Source organism: Streptomyces sp. NBC_01217 (assembly GCF_035994185.1).
In the GTDB taxonomy this organism is placed as follows: domain Bacteria; phylum Actinomycetota; class Actinomycetes; order Streptomycetales; family Streptomycetaceae; genus Streptomyces.
This window is the reverse complement of the sequence record NZ_CP108538.1, coordinates 5,299,654-5,326,223: the sequence shown is the minus strand read 5'-3', so window position 1 is coordinate 5,326,223 and position 26,570 is coordinate 5,299,654. Positions and strand designations below refer to the sequence as shown.

Below are 26,570 nucleotides of genomic sequence, written 5' to 3'. Positions count from 1 at the left end.
CAAAAGCGGGCTTGGCCATCGGTGTGAACGGATGGTAAGTGGCGGGCAATTCGGGCGTATTGCCGAAAGCCCGTGATCACAGCGGTGATCAAGCATGCCCGGTTTGCCCGTTACGGCGTCAATAAGGGCCGCAGGAAAGCGGATTCACAGATTCCGTACGTAACTGTGTCGCAACACACGTTTCTTGATGGGAACCCCGGAGCCCTGATAGCGCTAGTACTCATGTCCCACACCGCTCACATACCCAGCCACCGGAAGCCCCGCCGAAACGCGCCGAAGACGGCGCTGCGAGCCGGAGTTGCCGGTGGCGTCCTCAGCACCATCGCGGTCGCAGGCGCTGCCGGTCCCGCCCAGGCCGAGCCGGTGACCCAGACCATCGAGATGCCCACCCTCACCACCGGGCTCTCCACCGCCGTCGCCGCGTCCGCCCAGGCCACGCAGCAGGTCGCCCAGGACCTGCAGACGCAGGCCCAGGAGGACGCCGCAGCCGCGACCGCGGCCAAGACCGCCAAGAAGGCCAAGGCCGAGGCGGTTCGCAAGGCAGAGGCCAAGAAGAAGGCCGAGGCGGCCGCCAAGGCCAAGGCGGAGGCCGCCGAGCGCGCTTCCCGCTCCGCCGCCCGCACGACGCTCAGCGCGACTTCCGGCTCCACCGCCGTGGCCTCCTCTTCCTCCTCGTCGAGCGCCACCGGCTCCGCCGCCTCCGTCATCGCCTTCGCGCAGGCCCAGGTCGGCGACGCGTACGTGTCCGGCGGCACCGGCCCCAACTCGTGGGACTGCTCCGGCCTCGTCCAGGCCGCGTTCCGTTCGGTCGGCGTCGACCTGCCGCGCGTCTCGCAGTCCCAGTCCACCGCGGGCACCCAGGTCTCCCTGAGCAACCTCCAGCCGGGCGACATCCTGTACTGGGGCGGCGCGGGCAGCGCGTACCACGTCGGGATCTACGTGGGCGGCGGCCAGTTCGTCGGTGCGCAGAACTCCAGCACCGGTGTGGTGCAGCGCCCGCTGTCCTACGACCCGCCGTCGGGCGCGGTCCGCGTTCTCTGATCGCACGGAATCCGCCGGATCCGGCGAGCTCTCGGATTCACAAGCGCCTTCGCGGCGCGCGGCGAAGGGCCGTCACTCCCCCGCTCGGGAGCGATGGCCCTTCGCCGTTTCCGCACACGCCCCGCGGTACGAACACCCGCATGAGCTAGGCTCGCCGGGGCTTCGGTGCCGCCGCATCAAACTCGCCACCGGCCCCGTCCCACCCCGATCAGCGGCCCCGGAGGAACCGGAAGCAACTGTTCAGGTATCGGCCCGTCCGGGCCGGGATGTGAGGCCGCCCGTGCGGGACTACTTGCTCATGCTGTTCATCACGGCCGCGGTGACGCATCTCCTGACCGCTCCCGTGCGGAAGTTCGCCATCTCGGTCGGGGCGATGCCCGAGATCCGGGCGCGCGATGTCCACCGCGAACCCACTCCGCGTCTCGGCGGCATCGCCATGTTCGGCGGGCTGCTGGCCGGACTCCTGGTCGCTTCCCATCTGCCTCACCTGGAAGAGATCTTCACCCAGAGCTCGGCGCCGCGCGCGCTGCTGTCCGGGGCGGCACTGATCTGGATCCTGGGGGTCCTCGACGACAAATGGGGCGTCGACTCGCTGATCAAGCTCGGTGGTCAGGTGATCGCCGCCGGGGTGATGGCGTTCCAGGGGCTGACGATCCTCTGGCTCCCGGTGCCGGGCACGGACGGGATCTATCTCTCCGACTGGCAGGGCACTCTGCTGACCGTGGCACTGATCCTGGTCACCATCAACGCGGTCAACTTCGTCGACGGACTCGACGGGCTGGCCGCCGGGACGGTGGGCATCGCGGCGACGGCGTTCTTTCTGTACGCCTACCGGCTCTGGTACGGCTACGGGATCGAGTCCGCCGCGTCCACCACACTGTTCTCCGCGATCCTGGTGGGCATGTGCCTCGGCTTCCTGGTGCACAACGCCCACCCGGCCAGGATCTTCATGGGCGACTCGGGGTCCATGCTGCTCGGGCTGCTCATCGCCGGGTGCGCCATCTCCGTGACGGGGGAGGTAGACCCGAGCCTCCTCAACCAGACCGTCGACGGCACGTCCGGGACGGCCGCGATGGTGCCGGTCTACATTCCGCTGCTGCTGCCGCTCTCCGTCATCGCGCTGCCGGTCGCGGACCTGGTGCTCGCCGTCATCAGGCGTACGTGGAACGGGATGTCCCCCTTCGCCGCCGACAAGGGCCACCTCCACCACCGCCTGCTCCAGCTCGGCCACTCCCACCGCCGGGCCGTTCTGCTCATGTACTTCTGGTCGGCGCTGTTCTCGTTCGGGATCGTGGCCTGCTCGGCGCGCGGCGCCAAGTCCTGGATGCTGTTCGGCGTCGCGTTCATCTGCGGGGTGGGCCTGATCCTGCTGCTCCAGCCCCGTTACGGATCCGGCCTCTCCGGACGACGTCGGCGCGACGCGTCCCCGGTGCCGGAGAACACCGACGACACCGACCGCCGCGTACACGCGACAACGGCCCGCCGGAACGGATAGCGGCTCAGCCCATTCACATGCGGCGGGTCAGTTCGGTGATGCCGCTGCCGGTGAGATGGCGGAGGGCGCGGGGGCGTCCGGCCAGGACCGAGATGAGGTGTTCGGCCGCGCCGGCGATGTCCAGGGCGCCGCTGCCGGGGCGGGTCCAGCCGGTGTCGACGGTGCGCAGCGTGAGGCCGCGGGCGCGGGCGGCGGCGGGGACGAAGGGGTTGGGGATGGTGGTCTCGACTTTCAGTACCGCGTTGGCCACCTCGTCGGAGAGATGGGCGGGTTCGTCGAGAGCGAGGGCGATGTCGAGGTGGTGGACGACGTGGTCGCCGAGCATCAGCGGGGCGGGGAGCAGCCGTCCGATGCCGCGCGGGCGGGCTCGGGCGCGGTCGAATTCGTCGATGAGCTCACGCGCGGTGTGGCGTCGGCCGTACTGGCGGCAGATGTCCTCGTTGGCGGTGTCGAACGAGCCTCGGCGGCGGCCCATGGCAAGGAGCATGCGGGACAGGGGGAGGTGCAGCCCGAGGGCGAGATGGGCGAGCACGTCCTTGTTGGTCCACCCGGTGCACAGGCTCGGCCGGTCCCACTCCTCCTCGGTGAGAGCGCGGGCAAAGGCCGAGAAGGCGTCGTCCTGACGCCCCACGAGCATGGCGAGGTCAGACACGGGCGGCCTCGCTCGGTACGCCGGGGGCGAGGTGCTGGGTGAGGAAGGCGACCTGGTCGTGGAGGATGCTGTCCACGAGCGGGGGGTGGTAGACCTCGAAGTGGTCGGCGGGGTAGCGGACGGCGGTGCCGCGGGGCGCGCGCTGCGCGGTCTTCACGGCGATGCGCGGGTCCATGAGGGTCTCGTGGTCGCTGACGCATACGAGCAGGGGTGCCTGGATGGATGCGGCCCGGCGGGAGGCATTTAGCCTGACGAGTTCGAATCCGACCGAGGCGGTCACGCGGTTGTCGAAGGCCGCGCCGGGCGGGACCATCCCGTACCAGCCCTCCTTGGCCCCGGGCACGGTCACGATCGCGGTGCTGCCGGGCTCGTCGACGATGGCGACATAGCGGCGCGGCAGGTGGAGTGCGGAGCGGATGAGGTCGCCGGCGACCGGCCCGGCGAGCTTCACCATCGCGCGGAGGCCGGAGCCTGCTGCGGCGTTCATGGTGTTCAGGACGGGGCACTGCACCACGGCGGCTGCGAGCTCTGGGTGCTCGGCCGCCGCGAGCAGTACGTGGGTGGCGCCCATCGAGGTCCCCCACAGGGCGATCCGGGCCGGATCGATGCGCGGGTCGCGGGCGGCGAATTCCAGTGCCGCGTCGATGTCGGCCATCTGGCGGGGAATCGAGATCAGCTGGCGCGGCGTGCCCTCGGACGCTCCGATGTGCCGGAAGTCGAAGGCCAGGGTGGCGATGCCGGCTGCGGCGAACGCCTGCTCGTACTGGTCGAGCTTCATGTCGTGGGTGGCGCCGAATCCATGGACGAGTACGACGGCGGGATGGGGCCCGTCCCCGTTCGGACAGGTGATCCAGGCGGCGCAGCGCTGTCCTTGGGAGAGGAACGAGGTGGCATGTGTTTCGGGCATGGAGAGGTGACCCTTCTCAGATACGTACGCCGTACGTGTAGTAGCTTGAGATACGTACAACGTACGTGTCAAGCAGGAGGTACCCACCGATGAAAGCCCGGTTCACGCTCGCGGAGATCCAGCAGCACGCGCTGGCCATCGTCGATCGCGACGGCCTTTCGGCACTGACGATGCGCTCACTGGCCGCGTCCCTGCACACCGGCCCGATGACTCTGTACAACTACGTCAACGGCCGCGAGGCGCTGGAGGAACTCGTGGTCGATGCCGTCGCCGCCCGCGTGGAGGTGCCCGAGCCCACCGACGACTGGGCCGCCGACACCCGGGGCACGGCCACCGCCCTGTGGCGGACCGTCCGCGCCCACCCGGCCGCCGTCCCGCTCGTGCTCACCCGCCGCACCTCCTCCCCCGCCAGCCTCACGCCCGCGGAGGCACTGGCCGCGGCACTGGCCCGCGGGGGCCTGAGCGACGGCGACCTGCTGGCCGCATTCCGCACCGTGATGGCCTTCGTGATGGGCATCGCCCAAGCCGAACTGGCGGGTCCGCTCGCTCGCGAGGCCACCCGGGAATCCGCGGCCGCCCGCATCGGCGCCCTGGCCGACGGCACCCTCCCGGCCCTTGCCGGACTCGCCTCGATCAGCGCCGAGTTCGCCGATCAGGAATTCGAACGAGGTCTGGAAATGGTCCTCACCGGGATTCGGCGCTCGGCCGCGCAGCCCCTCGGCGGTGTCTGACGGCCTCGGACACGGGTCACAAAGCCAGCAGGGGGGCGGTGTCGCCCTCCTGCATCTTCTCGGTCCTCGTTCCTCGGCCCGACGGTTTACGGCCTCAGGACTTCGGGGCCACCTTCGACAGGCCGTTGATGATCCGGTCCATCGCGTCGCCGCCCGTCGGGTCGGTCAGGTTGGCGAGCATCTTCAGGGTGAACTTCATCAGCAGCGGGTGCGTCAGGCCGCGTTGGGTGGCGATCTTCATGACCTTCGGGTTGCCGATCAGCTTCACGAAGGCGCGGCCCATCGTGTAGTAGCCGCCGTAGGTCTCCTTGAGCACCTTCGGGTAGTTGTTCAACGCCAGTTCGCGCTGGGCCGGGGTCGCGCGGGCGTGGGCCTGGACGATGACGTCCGCGGCGATCTGGCCCGACTCCATGGCGTACGCGATGCCTTCGCCGTTGAACGGGTTGACCATGCCGCCCGCGTCACCGACGAGCAGCAGGCCCTTGGTGTAGTGCGGCTGGCGGTTGAAGGCCATCGGCAGGGCGGCGCCGCGGATCGGCATCGTCATGTTCTCCGGGGTGTAGCCCCAGTCCTCCGGCATGGACGCGCACCATGCCTTGAGCACCTCGCGCCAGTCCAACTCCTTGAAGGCCGAGGAGGAGTTGAGAATGCCGAGGCCGACGTTGGACGTGCCGTCACCCATGCCGAAGATCCAGCCGTAGCCGGGCAGCAGCCGGTCCTGGGGGCCGCGGCGGTCCCACAGCTCCAGCCACGACTCCAGGTAGTCGTCGTCGTGGCGGGGCGAGGTGAAGTACGTACGCACCGCCACGCCCATCGGGCGGTCCTCGCGGCGGTGCAGGCCCATCGCCAGCGACAGCCGGGTGGAGTTGCCGTCGGCCGCGACGACGAGCGGGGCGTGGAAGGTGACCGGGGTCTTGTCCTCACCGAGCTTCGCGTTGACGCCGGTGATGCGGCCGGTGCGGTCGTCGACGATCGGGGCGCCGACGTTGCAGCGCTCATACAGCCGCGCGCCCGCCTTCTGCGCCTGGCGGGCCAGTTGCTCGTCGAAGTCGTCGCGCTTGCGGACCAGTCCGTAGTCCGGGTACGAGGCGAGATCCGGCCAGTCCAGCTGGAGGCGGACGCCGCCGCCGATGATGCGCAGGCCCTTGTTGCGCAGCCAGCCGGCCTCTTCGGAGATGTCGATGCCCATGGAGACGAGCTGCTTGGTGGCGCGCGGGGTGAGGCCGTCGCCGCAGACCTTCTCTCGGGGGAAGGCCGTCTTCTCCAGGAGCAGGACGTCCAGTCCGGCCTTGGCGAGGTAGTACGCGGTGGTGGAGCCTGCCGGGCCTGCCCCGACGACGATCACATCCGCGCTGTGCTCGGAGAGGGGCTGCTCGGTCACGGTCGGATCTCCCGAAGACTCGAAATCGCGTGCCGCGCGGCACCTGTCCCGTGCAGTCTATGGGGGCCTGCTGATCAACCTTCCGAAGGGCTCCCCGATGTCGACCCTGCCTTCCACCGCCCCCTCCGTACAGCTGCGCGTCCCCACCGACGAGGACGCGCTGTCGTGGCACCGGGCGTTCGACGACCCCGAGGTGATGGAGTTCTTCGGCGGCAGGTCGGCGGAACTCTCGCTCTATGAGGAATGGACCGCGCGGCAGCGCCTGCACGACGCGGAGCTGGGGTACTGCCTGTGGACCGTGCTCGGCGAGGACGGCGAGGTCGCCGGTTTCACCGGCGCCCAGCCCTGGCCGCAGACCGCGTACGGCCCGGTGGGCGAGACCGAGATCGGCTGGCGGCTGGCCCGGACGGCCTGGGGCCGGGGTTACGCCACCGCCGCCGCGCGCCTCACCCTGGAGCGGCTGCGCGCGGCCGGGGTGGAGCGGGTCGTGGCGACGATCGACGCGCGCAACGAGCGGTCGATCGCCGTCGCCCGGCGGCTGGGGATGGAGCGGGCGGAGAGCTTCGACGCTCCGGGGACAAGGCAGCGGGTGGACTGCTTCCGGATGGTGCTGCCGGCTTTGTGAGCGTCAGCCGATGCGGTAGATGTCCCTGAGCCGTTGACGCCGTCGATGCCTCAGAGACGTACGCCTCGGTGCAGTGCCACCACACCGCCGGTGAGATTGCGCCAGGCGACGTTCGCCCAGCCGGCCCGCTGGAGCTTCGCCGCGAGTCCCGGCTGGTCGGGCCAGGCGCGGATCGACTCGGCGAGATAGACGTACGCGTCGGGGTTGGAGGACACCGCGCGCGCGACCGGCGGCAGCGCCCGCATCAGGTACTCGGTGTACACCGTGCGAAACGGCGTCCAGGTCGGCTGTGAGAACTCGCAGATCACCACCCGGCCGCCCGGCTTCGTCACCCGGTACAGCTCGCGCAGCGCCGCATCCGTGTCCTGGACGTTGCGCAGCCCGAAGGAGATCGTCACCGCGTCGAACGTCTCGTCGCGAAACGGCAGCCTGGTGGCGTCGCCCGCCGTGAACGGGAGCCAGGAGTTGCGCTTCTTGCCCTCCTGCAGCATGCCGAGTGAGAAGTCGCAGGGCACGACGTAGGCGCCCGTCGCGGCGAAGGGCAGCGAGGACGTCGCCGTGCCTGCGGCCAGGTCGAGGACCTTCTCCGCGGGCCGGGCATCCACCGCCTTCGCGACCTCCTTGCGCCACAGCCGGGCCTGGCCGAGCGACAGCACGTCGTTGGTGAGGTCGTAGTTCGCCGCCACGCCGTCGAACATCGTGGCGACTTCGTGCGGCTGCTTGTCCAGGGAGGCTCGGGTCACCCGCCCATTCAAGCAGCCCGCCCCACGACGCCTTGCACCGGTCGCGGGTCGGCACGCCGACCCGCGACAAGTCGGCTTCAACCTTTCCGTCCCGGCATCACTCAGTACAGGTGTGAGACCACCGACAGACCGGAGAGGAGGACAGATGGCCACAGACCGCAGTCGGGACTCCACCGGCTTCGAGGAGTTCGCCCGGGCGAACCAACGGCGTCTGTACCGGACCGCTTATCTGCTGTGCGGAGACGGGGAGAGCGCCCGCGATCTGACCCAGACGACGCTGGCCAAGCTCTTCCAGCACTGGCACCGGGCGAGTGCGGCCGACCATCCCGCCGCCTATGCGCGCACCGTCCTCACCCGGACATATCTCGCCGAGCGCCGCCGTCGGCTCCGCGACTTCCTGGCCCACAGCCACATCGACGCCCCGCCTTCCGTGGTGGGCCCCGAGCTGACCGTGACGCTGCTGACCGCGCTCGCCGAACTGCCGCCCCGCGCCCGGGCCATGGTCGTCCTGCGCTACTGGGAGGACCTGGACGTGCAGACGGTCGCCGAGCTGCTGCGCTGCAGCGAGTCCACCGTCAAGAGCCAGTGCTCGCGCTCGCTCGCCACGCTGCGTACGCGGCTGGGCGACGCGCACCTCTACACCACTCGCAGCTGAGGAGAACCGTCATGGACATGCCTTCAGATCGTGCGCCGGAAGAGGCCGGGACGCTGCTGATCAGGGCGGCGATGGCCGAGGCGACCGAAGGGGTGCCGCCGCTGCCGGACCTGGTGCCGGTCGCCGTCGCCGAGGGACGCAGGCGCCGCGCCAGGGCCCGCGCGGCCATCGGTACCGCAGTGGCCGGAGTGCTGGCGCTCGGGGTGTTCGGCGCGACGCTGCCGTCCTGGGGCACATGGGGCGATACGGGCACGGGTACGGACACGAGTGCGGGACAGGTCGGGGCCCCCGCGCCCACCGGAGCGCCGACACCGGTCCCCACCGCTGGGACACGCACGCCCGTACACCTCGAACCCACCCCCGGCGAATCGTCGATGGCCGACCTGCCCGCCGACGAGCGCAAGCGGCAGGAGCAGTTCCAGCAGCAGGCCGCGGCCCTGTTCGACGAGCTGCTGCCCGCCGGGTTCGGTACGGTCCGCCCGGTCGATCTCGCGGTCAGCCGGTACCAGGGCGCGGCCAAGGACGGCGTCTTCCCCGTCATCTTCTCGGTACGTCCCAGCAGCAAGCCCGGGGGCTCGATGAAGAACGAGCCCTGCCAGGACAACCCGAAGAAGCAATACCAGTGCAAGAAGGCCAAACTGCCGGGCGGCATCGTCGCCCGCGCCGTCACCGCGGCCGGGAACACGAAGGACGGCAAGAGCATCATCGGCGTGGACGTCCACTTCGTGTACGGGGACAGCACCGTCGTCCTCTCGGCCGGCGGCGACGACTCCGCCATGGTGTCGGCGCCGGTCACCGCGGACCAGCTGCTCGCCGTCGCCGGTGACTCGCGCTTCCTGAACCTGGTCCGTTACGCGGAGTCGTCCCCCATGGAACCGAAGCAGGAGTCCGTCGATGGCGGCTGACGAACGCGGCCGCCGGGCGCGCGGCCGCGCGCCGCGCGCCCGGGGCGCGGCCCGGCGTGCCCGCCGCCGACGGACCCGCATACGGGTGGCGAGCGCCGTGCTGGTGCCGGCCGCGTTGCTCTGCGGGGCGTTGGTGTGGTGGCCGTGGGAGGGCGGCGAGGGAGCATCGGCGCTGGCGCGCACCAGGTTGGCGGTCCGGACTCCGGCGCCGCCTTCGGCCCCGGTGTCCCCGGTGTCCTCGGCGTCCTCGGCGTCCTCGGCGTCCCCGTCGGCCGGGTCCGGACCCGAGAAGGAGAAGGAGCGGAAGGAGGACAGGACTCGGACCGGATCCCTACCCCGCCACGGCTCCGGTAAGTTCCGCACCGCCGCACCACCGCACGCGGACACCCAGGGCACCGGCACCGTGCACCGCTACCGGGTCGAGGTCGAGGAGGGCAGCGGGCTGGCCACCGGTCCCGCCGCCGCCGAGGTCGCCGGGGTGTTCGGCAACCCCCGCGGCTGGACCCGCACCGGCCGCGACGCCTTCCGGCAGGTCGGTTCGGGACCGGCCGGGCTGGTGATCCGTATCGCGACGCCGGACACCGTGGACCGGCTGTGCGGGGCGTACGGGCTCCGCACCCGCGGCGAGGTCAACTGCCGGGTCGGCGCCACGGTCGTGGTGAACCTGAAGCGGTGGCTGCAGGGCTCACCGCAGTTCGACGGGCCGCTCGCGGAGTACCGGGCGCTCATCATCAACCACGAGGTCGGGCACTGGCTGGGGCACGGCCACGAGACGTGCCCGGGACCGGGGCGGCCCGCGCCCGCGATGATGCAGCAGATCGACGGATTGAAGGGGTGCGTCGCCAACGCGTGGCCGTACACGGCCGACGGCACGTACATCAGCGGCCCGTCCGTCCCCTGACGGGGCCGGCCGTACGGCGCGCCTACCGCCGCCGGTACACCAGCCGCCCGCCCAGCACCGTGGCCACGCACCGCCCCGCCCCCGCCGCGCACAGCGCCGCCTCGTCCGGTACGTCGAAGACCGCGAGGTCCGCGCGGGCGCCGACGACGAGCGGGCCGTGCACCGAGCCGGGCAGGTCGTACCCCTCCGCGAACGGGTCCAGGTCCGGTTCGCCGACGAGGATGCCGGGGGCGCCGACGGCCGAGACCTCCGTCAGCCCCGAGCGGGCCACCGCGGTGCGGACGGCCGGGTCGTGGAACCGGCCCGCGACATGCGTCGTCCCGTACCGCAGCATCTGCTGCAGCCCGCGCCGCACGCTGCCCGCCCACCGCGTCGCGTCCATCCCGGCGGCCAGCCGCTCGAACGCCTCGCCCCACAGCGGCCGGTCGCCGAGTTCGTCGGCCTCGCGCGGGTCGGGGTGGTAGCAGCGGGTCAGCAGCCAGAGGGCGTGCCACTGCCGCAGACCGGGGGTGAGGACGCCGGGCCACTGGCGTACGCGCGCCGCGGGGTGGGCGCCGACGACCTCGTCGTACGGTCCGAGGGCGACGATCCGGTCTCCCTCGACGGCGACCGCGCCCCCGCGAACGGCCGCCGCGCCGACCGGAAGAACCAGCGGCGCGGCATGAACGGTGAGCAAATCGGCCTCAGTTGGCGTTGAGGAGCTTCAGCTCCGGGTGTGCCGTGCCGCCCTCGATCGCGGTGGACGAGATGTGCGAGACGACACGCTGGTCGACCGGGTCGTTCGCCGGGTCGTCGTGGACGACGAGGTGCTCGTACGTCGTGGCGCGCTGCGCCGGGACGCGGCCCGCCTTGCGGATCAGGTCGATGATTTCGAGGCGGTTGGACCGGTGCTTGGCACCGGCCGAGGAGACGACGTTCTCCTCCAGCATGATCGAGCCGAGGTCGTCGGCGCCGTAGTGCAGCGACAGCTGGCCGACCTCCTTGCCGGTGGTCAGCCAGGAGCCCTGGATGTGCGCGACGTTGTCGAGGAAGATCCGGGCGATGGCGATCATCCGCAGGTACTCGAAGAGCGTGGCCTGCGTCCGGCCCTTCAGGTGGTTGTTCTCCGGCTGGTACGTGTACGGGATGAACGCGCGGAAGCCGCCCGTGCGGTCCTGCACGTCACGGATCATCCGCAGGTGCTCGATGCGCTCGGCGTTGGTCTCGCCGGTGCCCATCAGCATGGTGGAGGTCGACTCGACGCCCAGGTTGTGCGCGGCCTCCATGATCTCCAGCCAGCGCTCGCCGGACTCCTTGAGCGGGGCGATCGCCTTGCGCGGCCGGGCCGGCAGCAGCTCGGCACCGGCTCCCGCGAAGGAGTCGAGACCGGCGGTGTGGATGCGCTGGATGGCCTCCTCGACGGAGACCTTGGAGATCCGGGCCATGTGCTCGACCTCGGAGGCGCCCAGCGAGTGGATGACCAGCTGCGGGAACGCCTTCTTGATGGCGGAGAAGTGCTCCTCGTAGTACTCCACGCCGTAGTCCGGGTGGTGCCCGCCCTGGAACATGATCTGCGTGCCGCCGAGTTCGACGGTCTCCGCGCAGCGGCGCAGGATGTCGTCGAGGTCGCGGGACCAGCCCTTGGCGGTGTCCTTGGGCGCGGCGTAGAAGGCGCAGAACTTGCAGGCCGTGACGCACACGTTGGTGTAGTTGATGTTGCGCTCGATGATGTACGTCGCGATGTGCTCCGTACCGGCGTAACGGCGGCGGCGTACGGCGTCGGCGGCCGCGCCCAGTGCGTGCAGCGGCGCCGACCGGTAGAGGTCGAGCGCCTCCTCCGGGGTGATCCGACCGCCTTCGGCGGCTCGGTCGAGGATGGGCTGAAGGTCGGCCTTCTCGGTCACCGGGCTGTCACCTTTCGGCGGTTTTTCAACGGATCTACGGACCGGTTCAGCCTACGCCAGGCCCTGTCGGGGTCAGCTGCCGGACCGGCTGAGCGTGCCGTACGGAAGTCCGGCGCCTCTCTCGTCGGACCTGAAGCGCAGGGTGCCGTCGGCGGCGCGCGTGAAGTGGACGTCGGTTTCGGTGGAGGTGCAGAGGGCCGGGTCGCCGGGGCTGTCCGGATCGGCGCGCTCCCGGAGCGTCAGTTCCTTGTCGGTGCCGGACGAGAGGCGGGCGACGCTGTTGCAGCGGACGGTCAGTCCGAGAGCGGTGAACTCCGTGCTCATGCGGACCACGTCCGTGCCCTTCTTCCCGGCCGTGAACACGGCGGTGAGCGTGCCGTGCGGCTGCCCGGTGGTCTTCTCGGTGACCGGGCCCTGCCAGGTGCCGATGAACGCCTCCGGCAGTTCGGTGATCTGCTCCGGACCGCCCGTGCCCGAGTCCGAAGGGTCCGGGGGCTGCGATGAGTGCGAGGGCTTCGAGGACTGCGAGGGCTGCTGCGTGGGTTTCGCGGAGGACGTGGCGGCCGGAGGGGTGTGGGCGGATCCGCCGCTCTCCGCGGTGTCGTGGTCGCCGCCGCCCGGCATCAGGTCGAACAGGAACGCGCTGCCCACGGTCACGGCGGCGAGCGCCCCCGCCACGGCCAGGGCGACGGTGCAGCTCAGCCTCCGGCCGCGGTTCGCATCGGGACGGGCCGGCTCGGCGTCCGCGCTGACGGTGACGGTGAAACGGGGGTCGGGCGTACGTTGCCCCGGCAGCCCGGACGCCCCGGCCCGCTGCGCCGGCGCGGCCGACTCGGCCATGCCGGCGGTCGCGGGCCAGGAGAGCGGCCCGTCGGGCCGGGACGACCGGGACGGATCGTGCGAGGGGAACGGCTCGACGGGCGGACCGAAGACACCGCCCGCGCTGCCTGTACCGTTCCCGTCCTCGGCACCGTTCGCGCCCCACGCCGCGCCGGTGAAGGGCACCGGCCCCGACTGCACCGGCGCGTCCTGCGGCTCCAGGTCCAGCAGCGCGACCGCCGCCCGGCTGACCTCACGTACCAGAGGACCGGGCAGCCAGCCCGCCGCCACCAGCGCCGCCGCCCCGCCCGGTGCCAGCTGCCGGGCCAGTTCCATGGGGGTCGGCCGGTCCTCCGGGTCCTTCTCCAGACACCCGGCGACTATGTCCCGCAGCTCCCCCTCCAGCTCCCCCAGCTCGGGCTCCTCGTGCACCACCTTGTAGAGGAGTACGGCGGAGGAGTCGCCGAGGAACGGAGCCGTACCGGTCGCCGCGTACGCGAGCACCGCGCCGAGCGAGAAGACATCGGCCGCGCCCGAGATGTCCACGCCTCTGATCTGCTCCGGTGCCATGTAGCCGGGCGAGCCGACCGAGACCCCGGTGGAGGTGAGCGAGGCGGTGGCGCCGATGGCGTGGGCGATGCCGAAGTCGATCAGCCGGGGGCCGTCGAGCGCGAGCAGGACGTTGGACGGCTTCACATCGCGGTGGATGAGGCCCTGCGCGTGCACCGCGGCCAGCGCCTCGCCCAGTCCGGCGCCCAGCGTGCGCACCGCGTGCTCGGGCAGCGGCCCGTGCTCGGCGACCGCGGTGGAGAGCGGGGGCCCGGCGACGTAACCGGTGGCGACCCACGGAATGGGGGCGTCCGGGTCGGCGTCCAGGACGGGCGCCGACCACTGCGCACCGATCAGCCGTGCCGCGTCCACCTCCCGCCGGAAACGGGCCCGGAACTGCTCGTCGAGGGCGAAGTGGGGGTGCACGACCTTGACCGCGACCGTACGTCCGCCCGCGCTGCGGCCCAGATAGACCCGGCCCATGCCGCCCGCGCCGAGCCTGCCGAGCAGCCGGTAGGCACCGATGGTCAGCGGTTCGCCGGCTTCCAGCGGCTTCATATGGACTCCCCCTGTGGACCGGCCGGACCTCCGACCGAAGCCTAGGGGCGAAGGTCATCGGGTCACAGGGGAAACCATCCGCCGATTTCACCCCCAAGGGAACGAACAACGGCTTTCGACCCAACAAAAGGCGTGAATGCGTCGTTCACCCGAGCGAATCCGGTACACGACCCGGACCCTTCCCGGACTCCGTCCAGGAATCGGCTGTTCGGCACGTATTGGCCCGAATCGATGGCCGGGGCGGGAGAAGGGCCGGAAAGGGATATCGGGCCCGGAGGCAGAGGTACAGGGTTCACCCATATCCCCGGGCCATTCCCGCGTACGGCGGCGCACGCGCCGTCACGAACACGCCGCCGCGCCCGCGCCGCCGCGTCAGCCGCCGAGCAGCTCGACCTTCACGTCCGCCGGGAAGCCGGTCGTCGGACCGACCCGGCGCGCGAACTCCCGCACGCCCGCCAGCTGGTCCCGGCCGAAGCGGAAGTCCAGGGTCGTGAAGTACCGCTCCAGCACCTCCGCGTCGAAGGCCTCCCAGCGCGCCGCCTGCTCGGCGACCTTGGTGACCTCCTCCAGGGAGACGTCCCGCGAGGCCAGGAAGGCCTCGTGCACCTTGCTCACATGGTGGGGCTCGGCGGCCAGGTAGTCCTTGCGGGCCGCCCAGACCGCGAAGACGAACGGCAGTCCCGTCCAGTCCTTCCACATCTGGCCCAGGTCGTGGACCTGCAGACCGAGCCGGGGCGCGTCGTGCAGGTTGGCGCGCAGCGCGGCGTCACCGATCAGCACGGCGGCGTCCGCCTCCTGCATCATCACGCCGAGGTCCGGCGGGCAGGTGTAGTAGTCCGGGCTGACCCCGTACCGCTCGGCGAGCAGCAGCTGGGCCAGTCGCACGGAGGTGCGCGAGGTGGAACCGAGCGCCACCCTGGCCCGGTCCAGCTGGTCCAGCGGCACCTGCGACACGATCACGCACGACATGACGGGACCGTCGCAGCCCACCGCGATGTCCGGGAAGGCGACCAGGTCGTCGGCGTTGCGGAGGAACTCCACCAGCGTGACGGGGCCGATGTCCAGATCGCCCCTGATCAGCTGCTCGCTGAGCTTCTCCGGGGTGTCCTTCGAGAGCTCCAGGTCGAGCAGGGTTCCGGTTCTGGCCAGTCCCCAGTACAGAGGGAGGCAGTTCAGGAACTGGATGTGGCCGACGCGCGGCCGGCTGCGACGGTCGTCGCCTGCGACGGTTGAGACGGTTGAATTGTCCACATCGCGAGGCTAGACCCGTGGTGCCGTACGGACGGCACCGGGCCCTCTCCGACACCCCCGGCGCACCCTGTTCATCAGCTCATCGGCACGGCAATCAAACATCCGGGTGAAGTGATCTTTCCCTCTACCCTTCCGCAGAGGCTGCGTGCTAGGCTCGACGCAAGTTGCAGTTTGGTTTCCCTTGCAGTACAGAGCCTGCGGAGCATGTAACCCGCAGGCTTTTGTAGTTTTCAGACTTCATTGCAGGTTCTGGAGCAGGGCAACCCTTTGGCCCAAGGAGGGCTTATGGCTACCGGAACCGTCAAGTGGTTCAACGCTGAAAAGGGCTTCGGCTTCATCGCCCAGGACGGCGGCGGCCCGGATGTCTTCGTTCACTACTCCGCGATCAACGCGTCCGGGTTCCGCTCCCTCGAGGAGAACCAGGTCGTGAATTTCGACGTCACTCAGGGACCCAAGGGTCCGCAGGCTGAGAACGTCACCCCGGCCTAGTTGCCCGGGTCGGCCGATCGCGGCCGGTTAGCAGTACCCAAGGAGCCCCGTTCCTCCGCTTCGGCGGAGGAACGGGGCTCCTGCCTTTTCCCCGCCCGGCCCGAACACCCTTCGCCGGGCCGGGCTGACGCGCTTGACCTTGACACCGTGTGAAGCAGTGCAGTGGGAGACATCATGTTCACCATCGGAGACTTCGCCCGGTACGGACGGGTGTCGGCCCGGATGCTGCGTCACTACGACGCCATCGGGCTCCTGCACCCCGACCGCACCGACCCCGCCACCGGCTACCGCTTCTACGGCGCCGCTCAGCTCGCCCGTCTCAACCGCATCATCGCGCTCAAGGATCTCGGCTTCACGCTCCAGCAGGTGCAGGCCGTCCTCGACGAACAGGTCGGCCCCGAGGAGTTGCGCGGAATGCTGCGGCTGCGCCGGGCGGAGCTGGAGGAGGCCATGGCGGCCGCGGCGGCACGGCTGGCGCAGGTCGAGGCGAGGCTCCGGTCGATCGAGAGCGAGGGACGCATGTCTGCGGACGAGGTTGTGATCAAGAGTGTTCCGGCCGTACGGGTGGCGGAGCTGACCGGCACGGCGGCGAGCTATCAGCCGCGGGACATCACTCCGGTGATCGTGCCGCTGTACGACCGGTTGTTCCCGCTGCTGGAAGCGGCCGGGATCAGGCCCTTGGGCCCCGGCGTCGCCCGGTACGAGGACGCCCCGGCGGGCGGGGGCGCGATCACCGTGCACGCGGGGGTGACGGTCAGCGCCCCGGTGGGTCCGGTCGGCGACACCGGTGTCACGGTGGTGGAGCTGCCCGCGTTCGAGGCGGCGACCATCGTCCACCGCGGCTCGATGGACGGGGTCCTGGCCACCGAGCAGACGCTGGCCCGCTGGCTCGACACCCATGGATACCGGTCGCTCGGCTACACCCGGGAGATCAATCTGGAATGCCCCGAGGACAAGGACAAGTGGGTGACGGAACTCCAGGAACCGGTCGCGAAGGCCTGACCTGGGCCCGCGGGGCCCACCCGGAAACGGTGGGCCCCGTTGGTGCCCCACCACCCATCAGCGGGACCACCCGCTACCCGCTTGTCAGCTCACGCCCCGGGCCCCGCCCACAGCCCGTCGCCCGTCAGCCCCAGCAGGTCGATCGCGTTGCGGCGCACGATCCGGTCCACGACATCGGCGGCCAGATGCCCCATCTGCGCCTCGCCGACCTCGCGCGACCTGGGCCAGGTGGAGTCGGAGTGCGGGTAGTCCGTCTCGTACAGGACGTTCCCGACGCCGATCGCGTCCAGGTTCTTCAGCCCGAAGGCGTCGTCGAAGAAGCAGCCGTAGACGTGCTCGGCGAACAGCTCCGACGGCGGGCGGTGGACCTTGTCGGCGACGCCGCCCCAGGCCCGGTTCTCCTCCCAGACCACGTCGGCGCGTTCCAGGATGTACGGAATCCAGCCGATCTGGCCCTCCGCGTACATGATCCGGAGGTTCGGGAACTGTTCGAGCTTGCCGCTCATCAGCCAGTCGACCATCGAGAAGCAGCAGTTGGCGAAGGTGATGGTGGAGCCGACGGCGGGCGGGGCGTCGGCCGAGGTGGACGGCATCTTCGAGGACGAGCCGATGTGCATGGCGATCACCGTCCCCGTCTCGTCACAGGCCCGCAGGAACGGATCCCACTCGTCCGTATGAATGGACGGCAGCCCGAGATGCGGGGGTATCTCGGAGAACGCCACCGCGCGCACACCACGCGCCGCGTTGCGCCGGACCTCGTCGGCGGCCAGCCGGGCGTCCCAGAGCGGGATCAGGGTGAGCGGGATGAGCCGGCCGTGCGCCTCGGGCCCGCACCACTCCTCCACCATCCAGTCGTTGTACGCCCGCACCCCGAGCAGCCCCAGTTCGCGGTCCTTCGCTTCGGTGAAGGTCTGGCCGCAGAAGCGGGGGAAGGTGGGGAAGCAGAGGGCGGACTGGACATGGTTGACGTCCATGTCGGCGAGCCGGTCGGGGACCGAGAACGAACCGGGGCGCATCTGCTCGTACGTGATGACCTCAAGTCTGATCTCGTCGCGGTCGTAGCCGACCGCGGTGTCCAGCCGGGTGAGCGGGCGGTGCAGGTCCTCGTACACCCACCAGTCGCCGACCGGTCCTTCGTCGCCCTTCGCACCCATCACGGGTGCGAACCTGCCGCCCATGAAGGTCATTTCCCTGAGCGGCGCGCGAACTATCCGCGGGCCGCGGTCGAGGTACTTGGACGGGAGCCGGTCCCGCCAGACATGAGCGGGCTCCACCGTGTGGTCGTCCACCGAGATGATCTTCGGGAAGGTCTCCATGGCCACCACGGTAGCGCCGATCTGACGAACCGTCAGCTATCCGTCGGTCATCCGTACCCGCCCCCGTTCCACAATCGTTGTCGAGGGCTTGTGCAGAGAGTCACCCACTGCTGACGTGTCCGCCCATAACAAGGCAGACTGTTGACCGCGATACCAACGGTAGCGAGCAATCCGGATGTATCCGTCCCGGACCGGCACACCGGCACAGGGCGGGCAGTCCGGAACGGACAGCACCAGCACGATCGGCAGGACCGGCGGGGCGAGCAGGGCAGGGGGCAGCAATGGACCGTGACAACGGGCCACGCATGCATGTTCCGGAGCAGCGCGCTCCTGGGCAGCGGTCGGCCGACGGCGTCGGCCTGCGCTTTTCCGTGCTCGGCCCGGTACGGGCATGGCGCGGCGGCGAAGCGCTGCCGTCCGGTTCACCGCAGCAGCGCGCCCTGCTGACCGCACTGCTCCTGCGCGACGGCCGCACGGCCACCGCCGCCGAACTCATCGACGCCATCTGGGGCGAGGACCCGCCCTCGCAGGCACTCGCCGCCGTACGCACGTACGCCTCGCGGCTTCGCAAGGTCCTCGACCCGCGGACGCTGGTCAGCGACGCCGGTGGATATGCGATCCGGACCAGGCACGACGCCCTCGACCTGACGGTGGCCCAGGAACTGGCGGCGGAGGCGGAGAAGGCACGGTCCGGTGGTGACCGCGGTCAGGCCCGCGCCCTCTACAACAAGGCGCTCGGCCTGTGGGACGGCGAAGCCCTGGCCTCCGTGCCCGGCCCGTACGCCGAGTACCAGCGCACCCGTCTGGAGGAATGGCGGCTCCAGCTCACCGAGACCCGCCTGGACCTGGACCTGGAGGTCGGCGCCCACGCCGAGGCGATCTCCGAACTGACCGCGCTCACCGCCGCGCACCCGCTGCGGGAGCGCCTGCGCGAACTCCTGATGATCGCGCTCTACCGCAGCGGCCGCCAGGCCGAGGCGCTCGCGGTGTACGCCGACACCCGCCGGCTGCTCGCCGACGAACTGGGCGTCGACCCGCGCCCCGAACTCTCCCAGCTCCAGCAGCGCATCCTGCAGGCCGACGAGGAACTGGCCCGCCCGGCCGCCGAACCGGCCCCGGCCCCCGCGCCGGTGCGCCCCGCCCAGCTGCCGGCCACCGTTCCCGACTTCACGGGCCGCGCCTCCTTCGTCCGCGAACTGGGCGACCGGCTGGCGACCGCCGAGGGTTCGGTCATGGCCGTCTCGGCGCTGGCCGGGATCGGCGGCGTCGGCAAGACGACCCTCGCCGTACACGTCGCCCACCAGGCCCGTCAGCACTTCCCGGACGGCCAGCTGTACGTGGACCTCCAGGGCGCGGGCGCACGCGCCGCCGAACCGGAGACGGTCCTCGGCGCGTTCCTGCGCGCCCTGGGCACGGCGGACTCCGCGATCCCCGACTCCCTGGACGAACGCGCCGCGCTCTACCGCTCCACGCTCGACGGGCGCCGCATCCTGGTCCTCCTCGACAACGCCCATGACGCCGCCCAGATCCGCCCCCTCCTGCCCGGCACCGCGGGCTGCGCGGCCCTGATCACCAGCCGCGTCCGCATGGTCGACCTGGCGGGGGCGCACCTGGTCGATCTGGACGTGATGTCCCCCGAGGAGGCGCTGCAGCTCTTCACCCGCATCGTGGGCGAGGAGCACATCAACTCCGAGCGCGAGGCCGCCCTCGACGTGGTCGCCGCCTGCGGCTTCCTCCCCCTGGCCATCCGCATCGCCGCCTCCCGCCTGGCCGCACGCCGCACCTGGACGGTCTCCGTCCTGGCCGCCAAACTCGCCGACGAACGCCGCCGCCTGGACGAACTCCAGGCGGGCGACCTCGCGGTGAAGGCCACCTTCGAACTCGGCTACGGCCAGCTGGAACCCGCCCAGGCCCGCGCCTTCCGCCTCCTGGGCCTGGCCGACGGCCCCGACATCTCCCTGGCCGCGGCGGCCGCACTCCTGAACCTGGAGGTGCATGCGGCGGAGGACCTCCTGGAGGCCCTGGTCGACACCAGCCTCCTGGAATCGGCCGCCCCGGGCCGATACCGCTACCACGACCTGGTACGCCTCTACGCGCGTTCCTGCGCGGAACGGGACGAGCAGCCGCCACAGGAGCGCGAGTCGGCGCTGTCGCGGCTGCTGGACTTCTATCTGGCGACGGCGGCGGGGGTCTATGCGCTGGAGCGGCCGGGGGAGCGCGTACTCGACCATTTCTCGCGTACCGAGTACCCCGGTCTCACCTTCGACGTCCGCGAGACCGCGCTCGACTGGCTGTTCACGGAGTCCAGTGGATTGCTCGCGTGCGCACGCCAGTCGGCCGCCCTCGGCATGCCGGGGCGCGCCTCCGACCTCCTCATGGCCGTGGTCGACCTGGGTGAATCAGGAGCGAACTCACACCAGTTCGCCACTGCGGCCAAGGCCGTCAGCGATGCAGCCGAGACCGCAGGCGAAGCACGGGCCGAGGCGCGGGCACGCACCATGCTGTCCCATGTGCACAGCGTCTCGGGCCGTTTCGCCGAGGCCGAAGCAGAGGCCATGCGGGCACTGAGCCTGGGCCGCCTGGCACAGGACGCGGTTTCACAAGGGCAGGCACCCAACCAACGCGGCATCATCGCGCTCTACGAGAACCGGCACGAGGACGCGGAATCCCACCTGACACAGGCCATGGCGGCGTTCCGCGCCGACGGCAACAAGCCCGGAGAGGCTGCCGCGCTGTGCAATCTCTCGCGCGTGCATCTCGCAACCGGTCGGACCACCAGCGCGGTGCAACTCGCCCAGCAGGGCGTCGCCATCTATGAGGCCGACACCACCGGTCTGGCGCTCCGTCTCGCCAATGGCAAATACGCACTCGGACTCGCGCTCAGCGGCAGCGGGCAGACGTCCTGGGCCCGGAACGTCCTGCTGGAAGCTCTGCACATCTTCCGGGAGAGCCGTCAGCAGCTGTGGCATGGCATGACCCTCTTCCGCGTGGCCGAGCTTCACCTCGCCGAGAAGGAGGGGGCTCAGGCAGCGGCCCACGCGGAGCAGGCACTGGCCATGCTCCGCGGCATCGGCGGGGACTGGCGCCGCGCCAACGTCCTGACTGTGCTCGGCCGGGCCCTGACGGCCATCGGCCAGACGGACCGCGCGCAGGTGTGCTGGGGTGAGGCACTGACAATCTTCGACGAACTACGTTCCCCCGAGGCCGAAGTGGTGCGTGAACTGCTGAAACCGGCAGCAGTGGCCTGACCTCACGTCCGGCGTTCATCAATCGTTTATCACCGCACGCCACTCTCTACTCATCGATCCGTCGCGTCGGGGGGCAGACGGATCGGCGTGCGGCCTCACCACTAAGGTGAACGGCCCCGGAAGGCCCGTCCGGCAGTCCACGGGGGAACAGCCGGGCGGGCCCGCCCAGTCCCTACGTCCACACTTCAGGAGTTGACCTTCATGGCCACCGACAAGGACAACCTCAAGCCGGCAGATGCACACGCCACCGGCGAGGAGATCACCACCCTGGACGCGCACGCCACCAGCGAGCCGATCAAGCCGTTGGACGCCCACGCGACGTCCGAGCCGGTCATCAAGCCGACCGACGCCCACGCCACGAGCGAGCCGGCCAACTAGAGCTGAATTCGACGGGGTACGGGGGGAGCGGCCGCGGCGGCGCGGAGGGGAGCCGCCGCGGCCGCTGCATGTCTGCATACGTACAGTCAGCGTAATCGCGTCGGCCTTCGGCTGCTTCCCGCCAGAGGGGTACCGGCATTGCCCCCTTGTCACTACGGTCACTTGACGTCCGAAAGGTCACTCCCATCACAGGAGTTGGAGTGAACCGCACGAAGAAGACACTCGTCACAGCCGCGTTCGCCGTGGCCCTCGGCCTCGGCTCGGCCACCCCGGCTCTCGCCGACATTCACGCCACTGGCGACACCCCCGTCACCACAGATGACGTTCACGCCACCGTGGTGACCCCGCAGGACATCCACGCCACCTGAGCCACACCCGCTGCGGAAGAGGGCCCGAGCCGCCGGCTCGGGCCCTCTCGCATATCCCCCTACAGCCCCCTGATCTGCACCCCTGCCCCGCACAACTTCCGCATGTCATCCGCGTCCGAGGTGAACACCGCGACCCGCCCCCGCTGCCGCCCCGCGATCACCGCAAGTGCCGCGTCGATGGCATATTTGTGACCATGCAGGCCGGTATCCGCGAGCAGCGCGATCGCCTCGTCCGCGACCTCCTTGGTCACCGGTTCGACGACGATCCGGGACGTCACCCAGTTCCACTCCGAACGCCGGATCTTGCTGTGATACGCCTCGATGAGGGTCATAGAGCTGGTCACGGCCCGGGCGCCTGCCTGATGGGCCTTCGTGATCATGGCCGTCATGGCCCGCTCACGACGCACCGCCCTCGACAGAGCCTCGCTGTCCAGCACGAAACAGAGATCGGTCATCACGCAGTAGTCGCCCCGCCCTGCGCACCGGACTCCCGCTCCTCGAACCACCGCTCGATGTCGCGCATCTCCGACGCCGCAGCCGCCTGCTCCTCCTCGGTGGGCGGTCCGCCCTTCTCCTGCATCCACGCCACCAGCTCCCCCAGCCGGTCGTGCTCACGCTGACGCTCTATGGCGCGGGTGACGTACGCGCTGAACGCCCCCGAGCCCACCTCGCTGCGGATCTCCTCCGCGAGCTCCTCCGGCAGCGTGACCGTGTACTTCTTAGTTGCCATACCAATCACCATACCCGCCGCGGTCAACATCCGCCCGCGCCTCCCAGCTGGAACCAGACCGCCTTACCGGGGCCCGCCCCACGCCGGCACACACCCCAGTCCACAGCACAGGCACCGATCAGCAGTAGGCCCTGGCCGCCCTCCTCGTCCCGCACCGAGCGAGCGCTGGACCGGGACGCCAGGCGCTGTCCCGTACGAGCAGTGACCGCACAGCACAATCCCCCCTGAGTCGCTCACCCCTCGCCCACAACGTGCTCCTGCCGCCCTGCGGGTAGCCATCGCCCAGGTGGCGCCACATCAGCTGGGCGAGCTGGAGCGGCAGAAGGACGAAGTGATCGCGCTGGCTGCGCGGACCGGCAGCCTGGGGCCGATCCTCCAGTTCCTGGAGAGCTGGGCCGTCACCGTGGAAATCGCGCGCTTCCCCTCGCTCGCCGCACGCCTCCACTCGGCCGAGTACACGATTCGGCCCCTCGACAAGGACGCCCCCTCATGGCGCAAAGCCATGGACGTGGCCCATGGCCTCTACGCCTCCGCCAGGGAATCGCTCGGTCATGAGTGACTGGCGCTGGGAATACGGCCCCAGCGAGGCCTACGCCACCGGCGCCCCCACCGGTCTTCGTTGCCGAAGTCGAGCATCGCGCCGACGAAATCATCCGGGCCGTCTCCGCCCTCCCGTCGCTCTGAGCCCTTCCCTCTACTCCCGCCCCCGCAGCTCCCCCTTCACCACCTTGCCGCTCGCATTGCGCGGCAGTTCGTTCACGAACTCCACCGTTCTCGGGACCTTGTAGTTCGCCATCTCGCGCCTCGACCAGGCGATCAGGTCGTCGGCCGTCACCGTCGCGCCCGGTCTGCGGACCGCGTAGGCCTTGCCCACCTCGCCCAGTCGGGGGTCCGGGACGCCGATCACCGCCACGTCCGCCACGTCCGGGTGCAGGCCCAGGAGCTGTTCGATCTCCGCGGGGTAGGCGTTGAAGCCGCCGACGATGAACATGTCCTTGATCCGGTCCGTGATGCGCAGATTGCCCGCCTCGTCGAGGATGCCTACGTCTCCCGTGTGGAGCCAGCCGTCCGCGGTGATGGCGGTGGTCGTGGTGTCGGGGTCCTCGAAGTAGCCCTGCATCACGTTGAAGCCGCGGACCAGGACCTCTCCGGGGGTGCCGGGGGCCGCCAGGACGCGGATCTCCGTGTCGGGGATCGCCCGGCCCGAGGTGGAGGAGATCACTTCGGGCCGGTCGCCGCGGCGGCACATCGTGACGATGCCGCTCGCCTCGGAGAGGCCGTAGGCCGTGAGGACCGTCGCGATGCCCAGCTCCGTGCGCAGGCGTTCCACCAGCTGCAGGGGTACCACCGCCGCGCCCGTCACCACCAGGCGCAGGGCCGAGAGGTCGTGGGCGCCGCGCGCCGGGTGGTCCAGGAGGGACTGGTGGAGGGTGGGCGGGCCCGGCAGGACCGAGATGCGTTCGGCGGCGATGTTCGCCAGGACCGTGTCCACGTTGAACACCGGCTGCGGAACCATCGTCGCGCCCCGCATCAGGCACGCGATGATGCCCGCCTTGTAGCCGAAGGTGTGGAAGAAGGGGTTCACGATCAGATAGCGGTCACCCTCGCGCAGACCGGCCAGTTCGCTCCAGATCGCGTAGCAGCGCAGGGTCTGGGCGTGGGTGATGACGGCGCCCTTGGGGCGGCCCGTGGTGCCTGAGGTGTAGACGATGTCGGAGGGGGCGGCCGGGGTGATCGCCTCGGCCCGCTCCCGCACCGCCGCGGGCGATATCCGCTCGCCCGCCGCCAGGAAGTCCTTCCAGGTGACGTAGGACTCGGGGGCCGCGTCCGCCAGCACCACCACCTGCTCCAGATGCGGTAGTCGTACCACCGTCCTGCGCAGGGACGCCACGTATGACGTACCGAGGAAGGTGCCGGTGACGAAGAGCAGCTTCGCCCGGCTGCGTTGCAGGATGTACGCCGCCTCCGTGCCCTTGAAGCGGGTGTTGAGGGGGACGAGGACCGCCCCGGCCGTGACCGCGCCCAGCGCGGAGACGATCCAGTCGAGGGTGTTCGGGGCCCAGACCGCCACCCGGTCCCCCGGCTCGACGCCCGCGGCCATGCAGGCGGCGGCGGCCCGTTCGACGCGGTCGCCCAGTTCGGCGTACGAGATCCGGGTCCGGCCCTCGACGACCGCCTCCCGGTCCCCGTACCGCCGCGCCGCCGCCCGTACCAGCTCCGGGATGCTGCCCCACTCCTCGTCGCCGCGCATCGCATGCCCTCCCACCGAACCGCAGTAGCTGACTATCCGTCAGATTAGCTGTAGCCTCTGCGGCTGTCAGCAGTCATGACGATCGCGGAGGTGGCGGGTGGCGGCGCTCAAGGACGTGACAGCGATAGCCGGCATAGGGCAGACGGCGTTCGCGAAGCAACTGCCCGAATCCGAGAAGGCCTTGGCCTGCCGGGCCATCGTCGCGGCGCTCGACGACGCGGGCATCGCCGCTTCGCAAGTGGATGCCTTCGCCTCGTACACGATGGAGGAGACCGACGAGGTCGAGATCGCCAAGGCCATCGGGGCGGGCGATGTCACCTTCTTCAGCAAGGTGGGGTACGGCGGCGGCGGATCGTGTGCGACGGTCGCGCATCTCGCCGCCGCCGTCGCGACCGGGCAGGCGAGCGTCGGGGTCGCCTGGCGGTCACGGAAGCGGGGCTCGGGGCCCCGGCCCTGGCGGAACACCACCGCGCAGCTGCCCACCCCCGCCCAGTGGACCCGGCCGTACGGGCTGCTGCGGCCCGCCGACGAGATCGGGATGCTCGCACGGCGGTACATGCACGAGTACGGAGCCACCCGCGACCATCTCTTCAACGTCGCCCTCGCCTGCCGCAACCGCGCCAACCAGAACCCGGACGCGGTGATGTACGAGCGGCCACTGACCCGCGACATGTATATGACCTCGCGATGGATCAGCGAACCGCTCTGCCTCTTCGACAACTGCCTTGAGACCGACGGGGCGTTGGCCTGCGTCATCGTCTCCGCCGAGCGGGCCCGCGACTGCCGGCAGAAGCCCGTCTACATCCATTCCGTCGCCCAGGGGCTGCCCGCCCAGCACCATGGCATGGTCAACTACTGGAACGACGACCCGCTCACCGGACCCGCCTGGACGGCCGCCCGACAGCTGTGGAAACAGGCCGACTTCGGGCCGGACGACGTGGACGTCGCGCAGATCTACGACGCGTTCACCCCGCTCATTCCGCTTTCCCTGGAGGGCTACGGCTTCTGCGGGCGCGGCGAGGGCGCCGCGTTCACCGAGGGCGGGGCGCTGGAGAGCGGCGGGCGGCTGCCCGTCAACACCGGGGGCGGCGGGCTCAGCGAGGCCTATGTGCATGGCTTCAACCTCATCACCGAGGGCGTGAAGCAGCTGCGCGGTCTCTCCACCGCCCAGGTCCCGGGCGCCGGGACGTGCCTGGTCACCGCAGGTGAGGGCGTGCCGACCTCCGCCGTACTGCTGAGGAGCTGACCATGGACTCGCTGCTTCTGCCCGTTGTCGACGAGGACGGCGCGCCGTTCTGGGAGTACGCCGCCCGGGGTGAACTCCGCGTCCAGGCCTGCGCCGCCCCCGGCTGCGGCAGCCTCCGCTTCCCGCCCCGGCCCTGCTGCCCGCACTGCCGGTCGTTCGAGAGCGAGTGGCGGGCGATGAGCGGGCGCGGGCGCATCTGGTCGTACGTCGTGCCGCATCCGCCGCTGCTGCCCGCGTACGCCGCGCAGGCCCCGTACAACGCAGTCGTCGTCGAACTGGCCGATGCCCCGCACATCCGGCTGGTCGGCAATGTGGTCAGCGGACCGGATGCGCCGTTGAACTCGGTCGATCCGGCGAGGCTGCGGATCGGGGCGCCGGTGAAGGCCGTCTTCGCGCCGGTGAGCCCGGAACTGACCCTGGTCCGCTGGCAGCTGGAGCGGTGACCC

At 70.6% G+C, this 26,570-nt stretch carries 27 protein-coding genes; 15 read left to right on the top strand and 12 right to left on the bottom strand.

What is annotated here, in order from left to right; genetic code table 11:
* Positions 1-222: 222 nt before the first annotated feature.
* Positions 223-1,041 (top strand): C40 family peptidase, encoded by an 819-nt coding sequence (locus tag OG507_RS23895; protein ID WP_327369240.1) that lies wholly within the window; start codon positions 223-225, stop codon positions 1,039-1,041.
* Between the two features lie 280 nt (positions 1,042-1,321).
* Positions 1,322-2,536, top strand: a complete 1,215-nt coding sequence (locus OG507_RS23890; protein ID WP_327369239.1) for an MraY family glycosyltransferase — start codon at positions 1,322-1,324, stop codon at positions 2,534-2,536.
* Between the two features lie 13 nt (positions 2,537-2,549).
* Here the strand turns inward: OG507_RS23890 and OG507_RS23885 are convergent, their stop codons facing one another.
* Both OG507_RS23885 and OG507_RS23880 read right to left on the bottom strand, forming a co-directional pair.
* On the bottom strand, positions 2,550-3,188 hold the full coding sequence (locus OG507_RS23885) for a maleylpyruvate isomerase family mycothiol-dependent enzyme (RefSeq protein WP_327369238.1): 639 nt from the start codon (positions 3,186-3,188) through the stop codon (positions 2,550-2,552).
* The gene (locus OG507_RS23880) at positions 3,181-4,095 is read right to left on the bottom strand and encodes an alpha/beta fold hydrolase (protein WP_327369237.1); all 915 of its coding nucleotides are present in this window, start codon (positions 4,093-4,095) and stop codon (positions 3,181-3,183) included. The genes OG507_RS23885 and OG507_RS23880 overlap by 8 nt, the downstream gene beginning before the upstream one ends.
* Positions 4,096-4,184: 89 nt before the next feature.
* On the opposite strand from OG507_RS23880, the gene OG507_RS23875 reads away from it, so the two are divergent.
* Positions 4,185-4,826 (top strand): TetR/AcrR family transcriptional regulator C-terminal domain-containing protein, encoded by a 642-nt coding sequence (locus tag OG507_RS23875; RefSeq protein ID WP_327369236.1) that lies wholly within the window; start codon positions 4,185-4,187, stop codon positions 4,824-4,826.
* A gap of 94 nt (positions 4,827-4,920) precedes the next feature.
* Here OG507_RS23875 and OG507_RS23870 read toward each other — a convergent pair whose 3' ends face one another.
* On the bottom strand, positions 4,921-6,207 hold the full coding sequence (locus OG507_RS23870) for a geranylgeranyl reductase family protein (RefSeq protein WP_327369235.1): 1,287 nt from the start codon (positions 6,205-6,207) through the stop codon (positions 4,921-4,923).
* Positions 6,208-6,304: 97 nt separating this feature from the next.
* On the opposite strand from OG507_RS23870, the gene OG507_RS23865 reads away from it, so the two are divergent.
* Entirely contained in the window at positions 6,305-6,832 is a 528-nt protein-coding gene (locus tag OG507_RS23865) for a GNAT family N-acetyltransferase (protein WP_327369234.1), read from the top strand.
* Between the two features lie 50 nt (positions 6,833-6,882).
* On the opposite strand, the gene OG507_RS23860 is transcribed toward OG507_RS23865, so the two are convergent.
* On the bottom strand, positions 6,883-7,575 hold the full coding sequence (locus OG507_RS23860) for a demethylmenaquinone methyltransferase (RefSeq protein WP_327369233.1): 693 nt from the start codon (positions 7,573-7,575) through the stop codon (positions 6,883-6,885).
* A 145-nt stretch (positions 7,576-7,720) separates the two neighbouring features.
* On the opposite strand from OG507_RS23860, the gene OG507_RS23855 reads away from it, so the two are divergent.
* Genes OG507_RS23855 through OG507_RS23845 form a run of 3 tightly spaced genes read left to right on the top strand, consistent with a single transcriptional unit; the run spans position 7,721 to position 10,036 of the window.
* Positions 7,721-8,230 (top strand): SigE family RNA polymerase sigma factor, encoded by a 510-nt coding sequence (locus OG507_RS23855; protein WP_327369232.1) that lies wholly within the window; start codon positions 7,721-7,723, stop codon positions 8,228-8,230.
* An 11-nt stretch (positions 8,231-8,241) separates the two neighbouring features.
* A complete protein-coding gene (locus OG507_RS23850) occupies positions 8,242-9,135 on the top strand; it encodes a hypothetical protein (protein ID WP_327369231.1) in 894 nt (297 codons plus the stop codon).
* On the top strand, positions 9,125-10,036 hold the full coding sequence (locus OG507_RS23845) for a DUF3152 domain-containing protein (protein WP_327369230.1): 912 nt from the start codon (positions 9,125-9,127) through the stop codon (positions 10,034-10,036). Before OG507_RS23850 ends, OG507_RS23845 begins: the two co-directional genes overlap by 11 nt.
* A 22-nt stretch (positions 10,037-10,058) precedes the next feature.
* Here the strand turns inward: OG507_RS23845 and OG507_RS23840 are convergent, their stop codons facing one another.
* From OG507_RS23840 to OG507_RS23825, 4 genes are all read right to left on the bottom strand, one after another.
* The gene (locus OG507_RS23840; RefSeq protein ID WP_327369229.1) at positions 10,059-10,712 is read right to left on the bottom strand and encodes an imidazolonepropionase-like domain-containing protein; all 654 of its coding nucleotides are present in this window, start codon (positions 10,710-10,712) and stop codon (positions 10,059-10,061) included.
* Positions 10,713-10,719: 7 nt separating this feature from the next.
* Positions 10,720-11,919: a cyclic dehypoxanthinyl futalosine synthase gene (mqnC, locus tag OG507_RS23835; RefSeq protein ID WP_327369228.1), complete on the bottom strand. Its 1,200-nt coding sequence runs from the start codon at positions 11,917-11,919 to the stop codon at positions 10,720-10,722.
* A 72-nt stretch (positions 11,920-11,991) separates the two neighbouring features.
* The gene (locus OG507_RS23830) at positions 11,992-13,845 is read right to left on the bottom strand and encodes a serine/threonine-protein kinase (protein WP_327369227.1); all 1,854 of its coding nucleotides are present in this window, start codon (positions 13,843-13,845) and stop codon (positions 11,992-11,994) included.
* A gap of 372 nt (positions 13,846-14,217) precedes the next feature.
* A complete protein-coding gene (locus tag OG507_RS23825; RefSeq protein ID WP_327369226.1) occupies positions 14,218-15,096 on the bottom strand; it encodes a menaquinone biosynthetic enzyme MqnA/MqnD family protein in 879 nt (292 codons plus the stop codon).
* A gap of 285 nt (positions 15,097-15,381) precedes the next feature.
* On the opposite strand from OG507_RS23825, the gene OG507_RS23820 reads away from it, so the two are divergent.
* Both OG507_RS23820 and OG507_RS23815 read left to right on the top strand, forming a co-directional pair.
* Positions 15,382-15,585 (top strand): cold-shock protein, encoded by a 204-nt coding sequence (locus OG507_RS23820; protein WP_003967102.1) that lies wholly within the window; start codon positions 15,382-15,384, stop codon positions 15,583-15,585.
* Between the two features lie 174 nt (positions 15,586-15,759).
* A complete protein-coding gene (locus OG507_RS23815; protein WP_327369225.1) occupies positions 15,760-16,587 on the top strand; it encodes a MerR family transcriptional regulator in 828 nt (275 codons plus the stop codon).
* A gap of 89 nt (positions 16,588-16,676) precedes the next feature.
* Here the strand turns inward: OG507_RS23815 and OG507_RS23810 are convergent, their stop codons facing one another.
* Positions 16,677-17,903 carry an amidohydrolase family protein gene (locus OG507_RS23810; RefSeq protein WP_327369224.1) on the bottom strand — a complete coding sequence of 409 codons (1,227 nt, stop codon included), beginning with the start codon at positions 17,901-17,903 and terminating at the stop codon, positions 16,677-16,679.
* Between the two features lie 281 nt (positions 17,904-18,184).
* Between OG507_RS23810 and OG507_RS23805 the strand changes: the two genes are divergently transcribed.
* From OG507_RS23805 to OG507_RS23795, 3 genes are all read left to right on the top strand, one after another.
* Positions 18,185-21,151 (top strand): AfsR/SARP family transcriptional regulator, encoded by a 2,967-nt coding sequence (locus tag OG507_RS23805; RefSeq protein WP_327369223.1) that lies wholly within the window; start codon positions 18,185-18,187, stop codon positions 21,149-21,151.
* A 201-nt stretch (positions 21,152-21,352) separates the two neighbouring features.
* A complete protein-coding gene (locus tag OG507_RS23800; protein ID WP_327369222.1) occupies positions 21,353-21,529 on the top strand; it encodes a hypothetical protein in 177 nt (58 codons plus the stop codon).
* A gap of 200 nt (positions 21,530-21,729) precedes the next feature.
* Positions 21,730-21,897 carry a hypothetical protein gene (locus OG507_RS23795; protein ID WP_327369221.1) on the top strand — a complete coding sequence of 56 codons (168 nt, stop codon included), beginning with the start codon at positions 21,730-21,732 and terminating at the stop codon, positions 21,895-21,897.
* 59 nt (positions 21,898-21,956) lie between these two features.
* Here OG507_RS23795 and OG507_RS23790 read toward each other — a convergent pair whose 3' ends face one another.
* Together OG507_RS23790 and OG507_RS23785 are read right to left on the bottom strand one after the other, a co-directional pair.
* Positions 21,957-22,352: a PIN domain-containing protein gene (locus OG507_RS23790; RefSeq protein WP_327369220.1), complete on the bottom strand. Its 396-nt coding sequence runs from the start codon at positions 22,350-22,352 to the stop codon at positions 21,957-21,959.
* Entirely contained in the window at positions 22,352-22,627 is a 276-nt protein-coding gene (locus OG507_RS23785) for a hypothetical protein (protein WP_327369219.1), read from the bottom strand. The genes OG507_RS23790 and OG507_RS23785 overlap by 1 nt, the downstream gene beginning before the upstream one ends.
* Positions 22,628-22,913: 286 nt before the next feature.
* Between OG507_RS23785 and OG507_RS23780 the strand changes: the two genes are divergently transcribed.
* Entirely contained in the window at positions 22,914-23,186 is a 273-nt protein-coding gene (locus tag OG507_RS23780; RefSeq protein ID WP_327369218.1) for a hypothetical protein, read from the top strand.
* A gap of 135 nt (positions 23,187-23,321) precedes the next feature.
* Here OG507_RS23780 and OG507_RS23775 read toward each other — a convergent pair whose 3' ends face one another.
* On the bottom strand, positions 23,322-24,878 hold the full coding sequence (locus OG507_RS23775; RefSeq protein WP_327369217.1) for a FadD3 family acyl-CoA ligase: 1,557 nt from the start codon (positions 24,876-24,878) through the stop codon (positions 23,322-23,324).
* 97 nt (positions 24,879-24,975) lie between these two features.
* Here OG507_RS23775 and OG507_RS23770 point away from each other — a divergent pair, with 97 nt between their 5' ends.
* Together OG507_RS23770 and OG507_RS23765 are read left to right on the top strand one after the other, a co-directional pair.
* Complete coding sequence (locus OG507_RS23770) at positions 24,976-26,124, top strand: lipid-transfer protein (RefSeq protein WP_327369216.1); 1,149 nt, start codon at positions 24,976-24,978, stop codon at positions 26,122-26,124.
* 2 nt (positions 26,125-26,126) lie between these two features.
* On the top strand, positions 26,127-26,567 hold the full coding sequence (locus tag OG507_RS23765; protein WP_327369215.1) for a Zn-ribbon domain-containing OB-fold protein: 441 nt from the start codon (positions 26,127-26,129) through the stop codon (positions 26,565-26,567).
* Positions 26,568-26,570 lie beyond the last annotated feature (3 nt).

Excerpts from the sequence above, each read along its gene's own strand:
- OG507_RS23790 (WP_327369220.1), bottom strand. The coding sequence starts at position 22,352 with ATGACCGATCTCTGTTTCGTGCTGGACAGCGAGGCTCTGTCGAGGGCG.
- OG507_RS23895 (WP_327369240.1), top strand. The coding sequence starts at position 223 with ATGTCCCACACCGCTCACATACCCAGCCACCGGAAGCCCCGCCGAAAC.
- OG507_RS23830 (WP_327369227.1), bottom strand. The coding sequence starts at position 13,845 with ATGAAGCCGCTGGAAGCCGGCGAACCGCTGACCATCGGTGCCTACCGG.
- OG507_RS23875 (WP_327369236.1), top strand. The coding sequence starts at position 4,185 with ATGAAAGCCCGGTTCACGCTCGCGGAGATCCAGCAGCACGCGCTGGCC.
- OG507_RS23800 (WP_327369222.1), top strand. The coding sequence starts at position 21,353 with ATGGCCACCGACAAGGACAACCTCAAGCCGGCAGATGCACACGCCACC.
- OG507_RS23865 (WP_327369234.1), top strand. The coding sequence starts at position 6,305 with ATGTCGACCCTGCCTTCCACCGCCCCCTCCGTACAGCTGCGCGTCCCC.
- OG507_RS23805 (WP_327369223.1), top strand. The coding sequence starts at position 18,185 with ATGGACCGTGACAACGGGCCACGCATGCATGTTCCGGAGCAGCGCGCT.
- OG507_RS23775 (WP_327369217.1), bottom strand. The coding sequence starts at position 24,878 with ATGCGCGGCGACGAGGAGTGGGGCAGCATCCCGGAGCTGGTACGGGCG.
- OG507_RS23820 (WP_003967102.1), top strand. The coding sequence starts at position 15,382 with ATGGCTACCGGAACCGTCAAGTGGTTCAACGCTGAAAAGGGCTTCGGC.
- OG507_RS23765 (WP_327369215.1), top strand. The coding sequence starts at position 26,127 with ATGGACTCGCTGCTTCTGCCCGTTGTCGACGAGGACGGCGCGCCGTTC.
- OG507_RS23855 (WP_327369232.1), top strand. The coding sequence starts at position 7,721 with ATGGCCACAGACCGCAGTCGGGACTCCACCGGCTTCGAGGAGTTCGCC.
- OG507_RS23815 (WP_327369225.1), top strand. The coding sequence starts at position 15,760 with ATGTTCACCATCGGAGACTTCGCCCGGTACGGACGGGTGTCGGCCCGG.
- OG507_RS23810 (WP_327369224.1), bottom strand. The coding sequence starts at position 17,903 with ATGGAGACCTTCCCGAAGATCATCTCGGTGGACGACCACACGGTGGAG.
- OG507_RS23880 (WP_327369237.1), bottom strand. The coding sequence starts at position 4,095 with ATGCCCGAAACACATGCCACCTCGTTCCTCTCCCAAGGACAGCGCTGC.
- OG507_RS23785 (WP_327369219.1), bottom strand. The coding sequence starts at position 22,627 with ATGGCAACTAAGAAGTACACGGTCACGCTGCCGGAGGAGCTCGCGGAG.
- OG507_RS23845 (WP_327369230.1), top strand. The coding sequence starts at position 9,125 with ATGGCGGCTGACGAACGCGGCCGCCGGGCGCGCGGCCGCGCGCCGCGC.
- OG507_RS23850 (WP_327369231.1), top strand. The coding sequence starts at position 8,242 with ATGGACATGCCTTCAGATCGTGCGCCGGAAGAGGCCGGGACGCTGCTG.